This is a genomic window from Ruegeria sp. CK3 (genome assembly GCF_056536565.1).
Map to the genome: position 1 here is coordinate 1 of NZ_JBQFPV010000010.1, position 13,805 is coordinate 13,805.

At 59.6% G+C, this 13,805-nt stretch carries 11 protein-coding genes and 1 pseudogene; 8 read left to right on the top strand and 4 right to left on the bottom strand.

Annotated features, from left to right (window positions below; all coding sequences use genetic code 11):
• Positions 1–135 (bottom strand): annotated as a pseudogene (gene glyA, locus ACR0C3_RS15830) (serine hydroxymethyltransferase); the annotation flags it as partial.
• A gap of 167 nt (positions 136–302) precedes the next feature.
• On the opposite strand from glyA, the gene ACR0C3_RS15835 reads away from it, so the two are divergent.
• Positions 303–1,064, top strand: coding sequence for an NAD kinase (locus ACR0C3_RS15835; RefSeq protein ID WP_480759369.1), 762 nt, complete (start codon positions 303–305; stop codon positions 1,062–1,064).
• 261 nt (positions 1,065–1,325) lie between these two features.
• Here the strand turns inward: ACR0C3_RS15835 and ACR0C3_RS15840 are convergent, their stop codons facing one another.
• The 3 genes from ACR0C3_RS15840 to ACR0C3_RS15850 all read right to left on the bottom strand — a co-directional run bounded on the left by ACR0C3_RS15840 (position 1,326) and on the right by ACR0C3_RS15850 (position 7,260).
• Complete coding sequence (locus ACR0C3_RS15840; protein WP_480759370.1) at positions 1,326–2,765, bottom strand: amidase family protein; 1,440 nt, start codon at positions 2,763–2,765, stop codon at positions 1,326–1,328.
• 63 nt (positions 2,766–2,828) lie between these two features.
• The gene (prpE, locus tag ACR0C3_RS15845) at positions 2,829–4,718 is read right to left on the bottom strand and encodes a propionate-CoA ligase PrpE (protein WP_480759371.1); all 1,890 of its coding nucleotides are present in this window, start codon (positions 4,716–4,718) and stop codon (positions 2,829–2,831) included.
• 268 nt (positions 4,719–4,986) lie between these two features.
• Positions 4,987–7,260 (bottom strand): NADP-dependent malic enzyme, encoded by a 2,274-nt coding sequence (locus ACR0C3_RS15850; protein WP_480759373.1) that lies wholly within the window; start codon positions 7,258–7,260, stop codon positions 4,987–4,989.
• A 162-nt stretch (positions 7,261–7,422) separates the two neighbouring features.
• Here ACR0C3_RS15850 and ACR0C3_RS15855 point away from each other — a divergent pair, with 162 nt between their 5' ends.
• From ACR0C3_RS15855 to upp, 7 genes are all read left to right on the top strand, one after another.
• Positions 7,423–8,127 carry a hypothetical protein gene (locus ACR0C3_RS15855; RefSeq protein ID WP_480759374.1) on the top strand — a complete coding sequence of 235 codons (705 nt, stop codon included), beginning with the start codon at positions 7,423–7,425 and terminating at the stop codon, positions 8,125–8,127.
• Positions 8,090–9,193, top strand: a complete 1,104-nt coding sequence (locus tag ACR0C3_RS15860) for a cupin domain-containing protein (protein WP_480759375.1) — start codon at positions 8,090–8,092, stop codon at positions 9,191–9,193. Before ACR0C3_RS15855 ends, ACR0C3_RS15860 begins: the two co-directional genes overlap by 38 nt.
• Positions 9,194–9,277: 84 nt before the next feature.
• On the top strand, positions 9,278–9,670 hold the full coding sequence (locus tag ACR0C3_RS15865; RefSeq protein WP_170465629.1) for a cytidine deaminase: 393 nt from the start codon (positions 9,278–9,280) through the stop codon (positions 9,668–9,670).
• 4 nt (positions 9,671–9,674) lie between these two features.
• Positions 9,675–10,982 (top strand): thymidine phosphorylase, encoded by a 1,308-nt coding sequence (locus tag ACR0C3_RS15870; RefSeq protein ID WP_480759377.1) that lies wholly within the window; start codon positions 9,675–9,677, stop codon positions 10,980–10,982.
• Positions 10,979–12,190, top strand: coding sequence for a phosphopentomutase (locus ACR0C3_RS15875; RefSeq protein ID WP_480759378.1), 1,212 nt, complete (start codon positions 10,979–10,981; stop codon positions 12,188–12,190). Before ACR0C3_RS15870 ends, ACR0C3_RS15875 begins: the two co-directional genes overlap by 4 nt.
• The gene (locus ACR0C3_RS15880) at positions 12,187–13,173 is read left to right on the top strand and encodes an adenosine deaminase (RefSeq protein WP_480759379.1); all 987 of its coding nucleotides are present in this window, start codon (positions 12,187–12,189) and stop codon (positions 13,171–13,173) included. Before ACR0C3_RS15875 ends, ACR0C3_RS15880 begins: the two co-directional genes overlap by 4 nt.
• Positions 13,170–13,802, top strand: coding sequence for a uracil phosphoribosyltransferase (upp, locus tag ACR0C3_RS15885; protein WP_170374268.1), 633 nt, complete (start codon positions 13,170–13,172; stop codon positions 13,800–13,802). The genes ACR0C3_RS15880 and upp overlap by 4 nt, the downstream gene beginning before the upstream one ends.
• Positions 13,803–13,805: the final 3 nt, after the last annotated feature.

Here is a 13,805-nt window from a genome sequence, read left to right on the forward strand (position 1 = left end):
GATGTTTTCCGACGCGATCAGCTCGATCTCGTCGCGCTGACGGCCCAGTTCGGACGTGATCGAACCGAAAAGCTCAGGATCACGGTCCGACAAAGACTGGGTGAAAAAACCGGTGTCACGGAGATTGGCGTTCATGATAGCTCCACATGTCTGGGGTATTGCTTGCGGATTTCCTATCGGAAACCCTACCGAGGCAACAGCTTTAAAGCGACGAATTGCACGGCGTGGGCGTCAACTCTGGCCTATTGGGGAAAGGTATGTTTGTTTCGGAACCAAATGTGCAGCACCGGAAACCGGAAAAAATGAAAAAGAGAATCGCTTTTCTCGCAAGCGAGGCTTATGTCGCGCAATCAGCCCGCGAGGTCCTGGTCGCCAAATACGGAAACGCCGCGCCGCGCGATGCGGATGTGGTGGTGGCGCTGGGTGGCGATGGGTTCATGCTGCGCACGCTCAAGAACATGCAGCACCTCGATGCGCCGGTATACGGGATGAACCGTGGGACAATCGGGTTCCTGATGAACACCTATTCTGACACTGATCTCTTGGAACGTCTCGATGACGCCGAGGTGGAGGTCATCAATCCTCTGGCCATGCGCGCCATGGATCAATCCGGGAAACTGCATGAGGCGCTGGCGATCAACGAGGTCTCCTTGCTGCGCGCAGGTCCGCAAGCGGCGCGTCTTAAGATCAGCGTCGATGGCCGCGAAAGGATGGGAGAGCTTGTCTGTGACGGCGCGCTTCTGTCTACGCCTGCGGGATCGACAGCGTATAACTATTCGGCCCATGGTCCGATTTTGCCGATCGGGGCGGATGTGTTGGCCCTGACCGCGATTGCTGCATTTCGACCCCGTCGGTGGCGCGGGGCCTTGCTGCCCAAAACCGCGACAGTTCGCATAGACGTGCTAGATGCCGAAAAACGCCCGGTAATGGCCGATGCGGATTCAATTTCCTTTCCTGACATTGATTGGGTCGAAATCTGCTCGGAATCCGAAATCACCCATCGCATTCTTTTCGACCCCGGACATGGCCTTGAAGAGCGCCTGATTTCTGAACAATTCACTTAGAATTTCGTCAGTTTTGAAAAATAATTTTTCCTTGTGTGAACAAGTTCACATGCTGGTGAGTGTGCAATAGGTATTGTGATCTTGCCTGGAGAACACGCTTAGGTGGGAGTGAGTGGCCACCAAACAGCGTTTTCGACATACTTGCGCATTTTTTGCGCTGGCGAGGGTGGGTGGTGCCACGCTCGTTATCTGAAATCCAGGCATATTTAAGCAAGCGGACCCCGGGCACAAAAACCCGGGGTCGATTTTTTTTGGGGGGGGTCAGTCGGAGCGGATCATTTGGTCCCAAAGAGGTTTGCACATCTGCCCGACCCGCGCCTCGATCGCCGCCGCCGCCTCGACCGCCAGATCTTCACGCCAACGACGCGCTGCGATTTGAACATTGATGGGCTGCAGGCCGCTGGGCAATTCTGCCAGTCTTGCCGGAACGCAGGCGGCAGGCAGGCCAAGGAAGTTCATCGCATAGGAATAGACCGCGCAGCCCAGAACCTCATGCACGCCTTCGGCCCCTTCTGTGTCGCGGTCCGGCTTGAAAAAGGGTTGAGGCAGGAACGGCGACAGGACCAGAGGGTAATCTTCAAGGAAGAGGGACCATTCACGGGCATAGTGGCTGCGTTTGGCGAGCATTCGCAGCAGCTCGGTCTCGACGATGGGCGGGAATTCCTGAAAATAGACCTCGAAGATATCTTGGATGGTTTGCGAACCGGCCGCCTGGATATCGGATTTCAGAAGGGTCAGAACCTCGCCCATCAAGGTGCGGTATCCGATGCGACCGCATTCGAAGACATCAGGGGGGTCGATCTCGTCGACCTGATAGCCGGCATCGACCAGCGCGTCGCGCGCAGTGTCCAGCGCCTTTTCGACCTCTGGATGCAGGGCGTATCCGAACGTGTTCTTGGTAAAGGCCACTTTGATTGGGGCGTCCAAAGCCTCACCCCGCCAAAGCAGAGGAACATGAAACGGATCCCGCGGGTCCGGGGCGATCAGGCTGGGCATCGACAGGGACAGATCGGCTGCGGACCGGGTGATCAGGCCCTGAACGGACATCGATTGGGCGAGTATTCCGCGTTCGGCCGTTTGGCTGGAGTTCCAGGCGGGAACGCGACCAAGGCCGGGTTTGACTGTCACCGCTCCGTTGGCGGCAGCCGGAAACCTGAGGCTTCCGCCAATGTCATTGCCATGCGCCAACGCGCCGATCCCGGCCATGACGGCCGCCCCGGCACCGCCCGACGACCCTCCGGCCGAGATATGACGCCCCCAAGGGTTATGCGTGCGCCCATAAAGCGGATTATCGGTGTCGGCGCGGAAGGAAAACTCGGGCGTGTTGGTCCGGCCAATAACGATTGCCCCGGCATTCTGAAGGTTTGACACAACCGGCGCGTCATCAGGGGCGACAACATCTTTCAGCGCCACGACCCCGTTTGTCGTCGCGTGGCCCTTTTGATCGACATTGATCTTGATGGTTATCGGCACCCCGTGCAGCGGCCCGGTCGGTGCCCCTGCTGCCCGTGACTGATCTAAGGCGCGCGCGCGTTGCAAGGCTTGCTGGCTCAGATCCTCGACCACGGCGTTCAGGCCGGGATTGACGGCGTTCATGCGAGAGATGGAGGAGGCAACGGCGTCCTCAGCGCTCAGATCACCGTTGCGGGTCAGGGTGGTCAGCTCAGTGGCGCTGAGTTGCCAGATTTTGCTTTGAGTCATGGGCCCTCACTGTCTTAGCAAGACAGTAAGGGGCCTGTTTCAGGTTGCAAGAGGGGGCTCGGGTTACTGAGCGTAGCCAATCGTCTGCAACGCGTCCTTGATTTCGTCCAAGATGGCGGGATCGTCGATGGTCGCGGGCATCTTGTACTCTTTGCCATCGGCAATCGACACCATGGTGCCCCGCAAGATCTTGCCCGAGCGGGTCTTGGGCAGGCGGTCCACCACTACGGCCAGTTTAAAGGCAGCCACAGGGCCGATTTTGTCTCGTACCATCTTGACGACTTCGTTCGAAACCTCGGCATGGTCGCGGTCGGCACCGGTATTCAGGCACAGGAAACCCACCGGCATCTGGCCTTTCAACTGGTCCGACACTCCGATCACCGCGCATTCGGCCACATCGGGGTGGGCGGCCAGCACCTCTTCCATGCCGCCGGTCGACAGGCGGTGACCCGCGACGTTGATCACGTCATCGGTGCGCGCCATGATATAGAGGTAACCATCCTCGTCGATCATGCCCGCATCGCCGGTTTCATAATAGCCGGGGAAATGGTTCAGGTACGAGCTTTTGAACCGCTCTTCGGCATTCCACAGCGTCGGCAAAGTGCCCGGAGGCAGCGGCAGCTTGACCGCAATCGCGCCCAGCTCACCCGGTTTCAGCGGATGGCCGCCTTCGTCGAGGATCTGAACGTCATAACCCGGCATTGGCTTGGCCGGAGATCCCAGTTTGACCGGAAGTTCCTCGATTCCCAGCGGGTTGCCTGCAATGGCCCAACCGGTCTCGGTCTGCCACCAGTGGTCGATGATCGGAACGTTCAGCGCATCCTGCGCCCAGGTGATGGTATCGGGGTCGGCGCGTTCGCCTGCGAGATACATGGCGCGCAGACCTGACAGGTCGTATTTGCCAATCAGTTCACCCTTGGGGTCTTCACGCTTGACGGCGCGGATCGCGGTGGGGGCGGTGAAGAAACTGCGCACGTTATGTTCGGAGATGACTCGCCAGAAGGTGCCCGCGTCGGGGGTGCCGACAGGTTTGCCCTCGAACACAATGGTGGTGTTGCCGTGGATCAGCGGGGCATAGCAGATGTACGAGTGGCCAACGACCCAACCCACATCCGAGGCGGCCCAGAACACATCGCCCGGATCGACATTGTAGATATTCTTCATCGACCAGTTCAGCGCCACCAGATGCCCGGCGGTCGGACGCACAACGCCTTTGGGCGCGCCCGTGGTGCCCGAGGTATAGAGGATATAGGCTGGATCATTGCCTGCGACTGGCACACATTCGGCGGGCTCGACACCGTATTGGAACCCATGCCAGTTGAAGTCGCGCCCCTCGATCAGCTGGGCCACTTCCTGTTCGCGCTGGAAGATGACGCAGAACTCGGGCTTGTGGCTGGCCAGGTCGATGGCGCCGTCCAGCAGGGGTTTGTAATGAACCACGCGGCCCGGCTCTAACCCGCAGGAGGCGGCTATGATGGCTTTGGGCTTGGCGTCGTCGATCCGTACAGCCAGTTCGTTGCTGGCAAAGCCGCCGAACACCACCGAATGCACGGCGCCCAGACGGGCGCAGGCCAGCATCGCTTCGAGCGCTTCGGGGATCATCGGCATGTAGATGATGACGCGGTCGCCTTTTCCAACGCCCTTGGCGCGCAGGGCACCGGCCAGCGTTGCCACCCGGTTGCGAAGTTCGACATAGGAGATTTCGCGCTTGGTGTGGGTGATCGGGCTGTCATAGATTATGGCGGTCTGTTCGCCGCGCCCGTTTTCCACGTGGCGGTCGACGGCGTTCCAGCAGGTATTGACCTGAGCATCGCTGAACCATTCGTACAGAGGGGCGTTGTCGGCGAACAAGGCTTTGCTGGGGGCCGAGACCCAATCAATGCCTTTGGCGGCATCCATCCAGAAGGCCTCGGGGTCGTTTTTCCAGCCATCGTAAACGTCTTGATATGCCATCAGGCCCTCCTCCCAAAATCACTGCGATTGTTGTTAGGCAGCGAAAGGGCAGCGGGCAAGGGGTGCGAGTGACGGCGCGTCAGTTTATCGCAAAATATTTGCAGGATGGCCGAAAACAACCTGCAAATTTTTGCAAACCTCAAGATTTTATGGAATTTAGCAGGTTCAAATTAAGATTTTGCAAACCTGCAAATTTATGAGTGCAAAGGGTATTGGCTGAGTCGGACAGCCAGACACCCGCAGGATGTCTGGCATCGATCTAGCCGCTCTAGCCGTAGTGGGTTACGGGCGTGCCGGCGATTGCAGCCATATTCAGCAACCCCCGTGAGGTGATCGAAGGGGTCACGATATGTGCCTTGTTGCCCATGCCCATCAAGATCGGACCAACTTCGATTCCGTCGGCTTTCATCTTCAGAACGTTGCGCACGCCACTTGCGGCATCCGCATGCGCGAAGATCAGGACATTCGCAGCACCCTCGAGGCGTGAGGCGGGGAAAATACGCTCGCGCAGTTCGGGGTTGAGGGCCGTGTCTAGGTTCATCTCGCCTTCATAAGTGAAGTCGCGCGGTTCGCTGTCCAGAATGGCAATTGCCTCACGCAGTCGCTTGCCCGAGCCTTCAGCTTGGTTGCCAAATTGCGACTGCGAGCAGAAGGCAATCTTGGACTCAAGCCCGAAACGCCGCACGTGGCGGGCTGCGCCCAGGGTAATCTCGGCCAGTTCCGCCGGATTAGGCAATTGCCGTACATGAGTGTCGGCGATGAATAGAGGGCCGTCCTCGAGAATCATCAGCGACAAAGCCCCATGTGGGCGCAGGTCAGGCGTGCCCAGAACCTGTTCGACGTAGTTCAAATGCCAGCGGTACTCACCGAACGTGCCGCAGATCATGCTGTCGGCTTCGCCGCGGTGAACCATGATTGCGCCAATCGCGGTGGAATTTGTGCGCATGATCGCCTTGGCCAGATCGGGTGTGACGCCGCGGCGCTGCATGATCTGGTGGTATGAGTTCCAATAGTCGTAGTAGCGCGGATCGTTTTCCGGGTTCACGATCTGCAGATCCTTGCCGGGACGGACAACCAGACCCAGACGTTCGCAACGGGCCTCGATCACTTCGGGGCGGCCAATCAGGATCGGAGTTTCGGTCGTTTCCTCAAGGATGGCTTGCGCGGCGCGCAATACGCGTTCGTCTTCGCCCTCGGCGAAGACAATCCGGCGGCTTGAGGCTGCGGCGGCCTCGAACACGGGACGCATCAACAGGGCAGACTTGAAGACGGTCTGGTTCAGCTTTTCCTTATAGGCCTCAAGGTCGTCGATCGGACGTTTGGCAACGCCGCTCTCCATTGCGGCCTTGGCGACCGCCGAAGATACGATCCCCACAAGGCGTGGATCGAAGGGTTTAGGGATCAGGTAGTCCGGGCCAAACGTCAGTTGCTCACCCTTGTAGGCAGCGGCGGCCTCGGCGCTCGTGGTGGCGCGGGCCAATTCGGCAATGCCTTCGACGCAGGCAATCTGCATCTCGTCATTGATCTCGGTTGCGCCGACATCCAATGCGCCGCGGAAGATGAATGGAAAACATAGCACGTTGTTGACTTGATTGGGAAAATCGCTGCGTCCGGTCGCGATGATCGCATCAGGCGCGACTTCACGCGCGGCTTCGGGCAGGATTTCGGGCGTCGGGTTGGCCAGAGCGAAGATGATCGGGCGGGCGGCCATTTTCTCGACCATCTCGGGCGTCAGAACATTTGGGCCGCTTAGGCCCAGGAACAGATCGGCCCCACCAATCACGTCGTCCAGTGTGCGAAGGTCGGATTTCTGGGCGAACTGATCTTTGTGCGGATTCATATCCTCGGCACGACCCTCGTAGACCAGCCCGTGAATGTCGCACAGCCAGATATTCTCGCGCTTGACGCCAAGTTTGACCAGCATGTTGAGGCAGGCAATCCCGGCCGCTCCACCACCGGTCGAAACGATTTTTATGTCCTCGAACTTCTTGCCGGCGACGTGCAGTGCATTGCGGGCCGCGGCCCCGACAACAATGGCGGTTCCGTGCTGATCGTCGTGAAAAACGGGGATGTTCATGCGCTCGCGACACAGCTTTTCGACGATGAAGCAATCGGGGGCTTTGATGTCCTCAAGGTTGATTGCGCCGAAGGTCGGCTCTAGCGCGCAGACGACATCGGCCAGTTTTTCGGGGTCGGGCTGGTCGACCTCGATGTCGAAGCAGTCGATCCCGGCGAATTTCTTGAAAAGGACGGCTTTGCCTTCCATCACCGGTTTCGAGGCGAGGGCACCGATATTGCCTAGACCTAGAACAGCCGTTCCGTTCGACACCACTGCCACAAGGTTGCCGCGCGCCGTATAGTGTTCCGCGTTCGAGGGGTCGGCCTTGATCTCAAGACTGGCCTCGGCCACGCCCGGCGAATAGGCGCGGGCCAGATCCCGGCCGTTTGCCATCGGCTTTGTAGCCTTGATTTCAAGCTTTCCGGGCTTGGGATGGGCGTGATAGTCAAGCGCGGCCTGCCGCAAGCTGGGTGTGTCAGACATCGGCGGTAAAGCTCCCTTCAAAATTTGATTTAGCCTTAAACTATTTTTTTCGACTTGGCTATGCCGCGTCTGAAGCTTGGCAAAACCCGACCGTTTCCTTGATTAATTGTCGCAAAATTTTTACAAACCGCAAACTTCTGCGAATTGCTCTGAGACCCCAAAATGCCCAACGACCTCAAAATGACATCTTCCGAGGTGTTCACGCCAGCCCGCTTCCGCTTTGGCGTGGACCAGGTCTGGTTCTGGGCTGCGCTGGGCGTTGCGGCTCTAATCCTTGGGTGTATCGCCTTGTTCCCCTTGCAGGCTGAGGTGTTCAATCAGGAAGGCGGATTGATCGAGACGATCTCGGCAGCTGGCTTGTTTACGGCTGGGGTAGTGGCCTTGGTTAAATACCGAGGCCTCGCGCGGCTTTACATCGGCGTGGGGTGCCTGCTGCTGGCCGAGCGTGAGCTTGAGGCGGATATTTACGCGGAAGGCTCTGTGCCATTCGCGGTGCTAAGCGGCTTGGACGGTCTGCTGGACATGACGCTGGTGCGTTTCGCTCTGGCGGTCGTCGTGCTGGGAGGCGCGCTATGGCATGGCATTCCCAATGCGTGGCGGGCGATCAGGGTTCAGGCGCCCTTCCTTGCGATCTTCGTGTTGGCCGGGCTGGCTGCAGTTGTGGCGCAGGGACTCGAAGAAATCTCGGGCCTGTATGAGGCCACGATGTCCTCGGTTATGAAGACGCGGCTATTTGTTCTGGAAGAAACGCTCGAGATGTATTTTTCGATTGGCATTCTGGCGTCGGTTCTGATCGGATGGCCGAAAGAACCGACTGACGAGAGCTTGCATGACCCAGACAGCGCGCGCGGCGAACACCCGCGCTGAAATCCGTTTGCCGACGCAGGAATTGCGCGACGATATTCCGTTTTACACCAAGGTGTTGGGGATGCAGATGGATATGATCTATCCTGCTGACGATCCTCGAACTGCCGTTTTTTCCGGCCATGGCCTAAGGGTGCGGATCGAGAAGGATGCGCCCGAAACCCCCGGCACCTTACGCATTCTGACTGAAAACCCCGAGGGGTTTGCCAATGGCGACCGGTTTCTGGTTGCACCGAATGGCACGCGTATCGAAATCGAAGATCTCGATCCCCCTCTGGCGATGCCCGAAACGGTGCATTCCTTTGTCGTGCGCAGGCTCAAGGACCAAGCACCGTGGATCATCGGGAGGGCCGGGATGCACTATCGCGATCTGGTACCGGATCGTTTGGGCGGGTCGATCATTGCCAGTCATATTCGCATCCCCGATGGCGGCCCTGTTCCGGATATGGTGCATTTCCATAAGGTCGGGTTTCAGCTGATCTTCTGCATCCATGGCTGGGTTGATGTCGTTTACGAAGATCAGGGCGACAAATTGCGCCTGACCGCCGGTGATTGCTTTATCCAACCGCCGGAAATCCGCCATCGCGTGCTGGAAGCCTCGGACAATGTGCAGGTGATCGAGATTGGGGTTCCGGCCGAACATGTCACCGAAATTGATCACGAAATGGAACTGCCGACGCCGCATCTGCGCCCCGACCGGGAGTGGCAGGGGCAACGTTTTGTCTACAATCAGGCGAAAGATGCGGATTGGGTGCCGTTCCGACTGCCGGGTTATATCTGCCGCGACACTACGATTGCCGAGAACACCAAGGGCGTTGCTGATGTTCAGGTCGTCCGGCGCGGGCAGGGCGAGCCGGTCTGGGCCAGCCACGACACCGACATCCATTTCACCTTCGTCATGAATGGAGAGGTCACTCTGGAGGGCGAAGGCCGTGACCCCTATCAACTGGAGCAAGGGGATGCCTTTGTGATACCACCGGGGATGCGCACACGCTTGTCGCAGCCCTCTGACGATGTGGAACTGCTCGAGGTGACCTTGCCGGGTGTGTTCAAGACGGTGCTGGAATAAATGCGCGGTGGGGCTTCTATTCGCCCCTCGTTTTCCGGTAGGGTCTGAATTTCTGACCAACTGATCAAAAAATGGGGAATCGCCATGTCGCTTAAAGATGCCGCCTTGAAGGTTCGCGAAAACGCCCATGCGCCTTATTCGAACTTCAAAGTGGGCGCGGCGATTCTGTCGGGATCAGGGACGCTTTATGTCGGATGCAACGTAGAGAACGTGGCCTATCCCGAAGGCACCTGTGCCGAGGCAGGCGCAATTGCCGCCATGGTCGCTTCGGGCGAGACCGAGCTGGCCGAGGTCTATGTCGTTGCCCAAAGCCCGCAGCCGGTGCCACCTTGCGGTGGCTGCCGTCAGAAACTGGCCGAGTTCGGCGCGCGGGATGTAAAGGTCACCTTGGCGACAACCGACGGAGCCGAGTTGGAAACCACGATCGGACAGCTTCTGCCCGGCGCATTTGACGCCTCGCATATGCAGGATAGCTGATAGCATGGATGCCCGTTCGATCATCGCTAAACTGCGCCGTAGCGAAGTGCCCACCGGGCCAGAGCTTGCGTGGTTTACCCAAGGCCTAGCCGATGGCAGCGTCAGTGACGCGCAGGCTGGGGCCTTTGCGATGGCTGTCTGCATGGGTGGGCTGGGCGCGCAGGGTCGTGCTGACCTGACCGTGGCGATGCGAGACAGTGGTGACGTGTTGCGCTGGGATCTGGATGGCCCGGTGATCGACAAACACTCCACGGGCGGTGTTGGCGATTGCGTCAGCCTGATCTTGGCTCCGGCTCTGGCTGAATGTGGGGCCTATGTGCCCATGATCTCGGGCCGTGGCTTGGGCCACACAGGCGGGACGCTGGACAAGCTTGAGGCGATTCCGGGCGTAACCACTCAGGTCGGGCAGGAGCGTCTGGCGCAGGTATTGCGCGACACCGGGGCTGCGATTGTCGGCGCGACGGGGCAGATCGCGCCTGCGGACAAGCGTCTTTATGCGGTGCGGGATGTGACGGCGACGGTCGAAAGCCTCGATCTGATCACGGCCTCGATCCTATCCAAAAAACTGGCGGCGAGTCCCGACGCGCTGGTGCTGGATGTCAAAACAGGCAGCGGTGCGTTTATGAAAACCATCGAAGACGCGCGCGAGCTGGCTCAGGCGCTGACCGCGACCGCGAATGCTGCTGGGTGCCGAACCTCGGCCGTTATTACCGATATGAACCAACCTCTGGCCTCGGCGTTGGGCAACGCGTTGGAGGTGGCCGAGGTCATGAAGGTTCTGACCGAAGGGGGCGCGTCTCCTCTGGCCGAAATCTCTGCCGAGTTGGGTGGGGTGTTGCTGGCGGATGCGGGTATCTCTGAAACAGTAGATCAGGGCCGCGCCAAAATTGCGGAGATCATTCGGGATGGCAGCGCCGCAGAACGGTTTGGTCGCATGATGGCCGCGGTTGGAGGTCCGGTGCAATTTGTTGAGACGTGGTCGCGGTTCCTGCCCGAAGCCAGCGTGATCACCGAGGTGGCAGCCTCGCGTGACGGATACATCACGGCCATTGACGGCGAAGCTTTGGGGCTGGCCGTGGTGGCTCTTGGCGGTGGGCGTCAGGTGGAAAGCGATGTGATCGACCCGGCGGTGGGTTTGTCAAACATGGTGCGCTTGGGCGAGCGGGTCGCCAAAGGCGCGCCTTTGGCAGCCGTTCACGCGGCGCGCGAGGACGCGGCGGCTCAGGCGACCCAGAGCGTATTGGCGGCGATAACGATCGGAGATACTCCGGTTGCCGTGCCCGATCTGGTGCATGAGAGGATCACGGCATGAGCCGCGCCTTTCTCGTCGTGATGGACTCGGTCGGTATCGGCGGAGCACCTGATGCAGGCGCGTTCTTCAACGGGGATGTGCCTGACACCGGGGCCAACACACTGGCCCATATCGCGCAAGCCTGCGCCGAGGGGCGGGCTGAGGACGGGCGCAGCGGCCCGCTTGCAGTGCCTCATTTGGATACGCTGGGTCTGGGGGCTGCGACGCGACTGGCCTCGGGCGACACAACGCCGGGGCTGGCGGCTCAACCGACTGGCCTGTGGGGATGCGCGCGCGAATTATCGCCGGGCAAGGATACGCCTTCGGGCCATTGGGAACTGGCGGGGCTGCCCGTGCCGTGGGACTGGCACTATTTTCCCGACACACAGCCCGCATTTCCGACCGATCTGAGCCAAGCAGCAGCGCAAGCTGCGGGGACCGAGGGTATTCTGGGCAATTGCCACGCATCTGGAACAGCCATCATTGCCGAGCTGGGGGCCGAGCATATGCGCACCGGCTGGCCGATCTGCTACACGTCCGCCGACAGCGTGTTCCAGATCGCCGCGCATGAGGAGAGCTTTGGCCTCGATAACCTGCTTGCGATGTGCCGAACACTCGCGCCCCGTTTGCATGAGATGAAAGTGGGCCGTGTAATTGCCCGCCCCTTCGTCGGCTCATCTGACGAGGGGTTCACCCGCACAACGAACCGCAAGGACTTTGCCATCTTGCCGCCCGCGCCGCTGCTGACGAACTGGGTTCAGGACGCAGGTCGCCGCGTGCATGCCGTTGGCAAAATCGGAGACATCTTTTCGATGCAGGGCATAGACACGCTGCGCAAAGGCTCCGATGTCGAATTGATGGTGCACCTGTCCGACCTGGTGGATCAGGCCGAGGATGGCAGCCTGACCTTTGCCAATTTCGTCGAATTCGATAGCCTCTACGGTCATCGTCGCGATATCAGCGGCTATGCTCGTGCGCTGGAGTGGTTTGACCGGGAAATCGGAGCCATCCTGCCTAAGCTGCGCCCGCATGACATGTTGGTGGTGACGGCGGATCACGGCAATGACCCCAGTTGGATCGGCACCGACCACACGCGCGAGCAAGTGCCGGTTTTGGTGGCCGGGAAAGGGTCCAGCCCGCTCGGTCAAATCCATTTCGCCGATGTTGCCGCCAGCATCGCCCATCACCTGAACGTACCGGCGCATGGGCCGGGAAAGAGCTTTTTATGAGTGTCGCAGACCTTCCGAAAATCGAATTGCACCTGCACCATGAAGGCGCGGCGCCGCCCGCATTCATCCGACAGTTGGCGCATGAAAAACGCATCGACCTGAGCGGCATCTTCAAGCCCGATGGCAGCTACGACTTCCGCGACTTCGCCCATTTCCTCAGCGTCTATGAGGCCGCGTGTGAGGTCCTCAAGTCGCCCGAGGATTTCCGCCGTCTGACCCTGGCGATCCTTGAGGAAAGCGCCGCCAATGGCGTTGTGTATTCCGAGACCTTCCTCAGCCCCGATTTCTGCGGCGGTGGCGATCTGCACGCGTGGCGAGACTATCTGAACGCCATTCAGGACGCCGCCGATGAGGCCGAGCGCAAGTTCGACATCACTCTGCGCGGCGTGGTCACCTGTGTCCGCCATTTTGGCCCGGATCAGGCCAAGATCAGCGCCCGGTGCGCCGCTGAAACCGCAGGCGATTGGATCACCGGTTTCGGTATGGGCGGCAATGAATCCATCGGCACTCAGGGCGACTTCAAATGGGCCTTCGATTGCGCCCGCGAGGCCGGTTTGCGCCTGACCACCCACGCAGGTGAGTTCGGTAGCCCCGAAAGCGTGCGTGATGCGATTCGTGACTTGGGTGTTGAACGTCTCGGCCACGGCGTTCGCGCCATTGAAGACCCCGATCTGGTGCATGAACTGGTCGATCGGGATGTCACGCTTGAGGTCTGCCCAGGATCAAACGTGGTTCTGGGTCTCTACCCGGATTTCGCCGCGCATCCGATTGCGCGGTTGCGCGATGCCGGGGCGAAAGTCACCGTTTCCACGGATGATCCGCCATTTTTCCATACCACAATGCGGCGTGAATATGAGATGTTGCAGGCAGCCTTTGATTGGGGTGCCGAAGACTTTGCAGCCCTTAATGAAACGGCCCTGAACGCCGCCTTTTGCGATGAAGTTACCCGTGCGCGGATCAAGAAAAGACTGGAGAACACATGAGCGAACACCTGACCGTCGTTGACCACCCACTGGTGCAGCACAAGCTGACGCTCATGCGGGACAAGGGAACTTCAACTGCCGAATTCCGTCAGTTGCTGCGGGAAATCACCCTGTTGCTGGCCTATGAGGTGACTCGCGAGCTTAAGCTGACCACCCGTCATATCGAAACTCCGATGGAGGAGATGGACGCGCCGATTCTGGCTGGCAAGAAGCTTGCACTGGTCTCGATCCTGCGCGCCGGGAACGGGATGCTGGACGGGGTGCTGGAACTGATCCCCTCGGCCCGTGTGGGGTTTGTGGGACTTTACCGCGACGAAGAAACGCTTAAGCCCGTTCAGTATTACTTCAAAGCGCCAGAGGGCTTGAAAGACCGGTTGGTCATCGCAGTTGACCCGATGCTGGCTACGGGCAACAGCTCGGCCGCAGCGATCGATCTGCTGAAAGAGGCGGGCGCGACCGAGATCCTGTTCCTCTGCCTGTTGGCGGCACCAGAAGGGGTTGCCCGTATGAAAGAGGCCCATCCAGACGTGCATATCGTCACTGCCGCGCTGGATCGTGAGCTGAACTCGAAAGGCTATATCATGCCCGGCCTCGGCGATGCCGGAGACCGTATGTTCGGCACCAAATAAGCC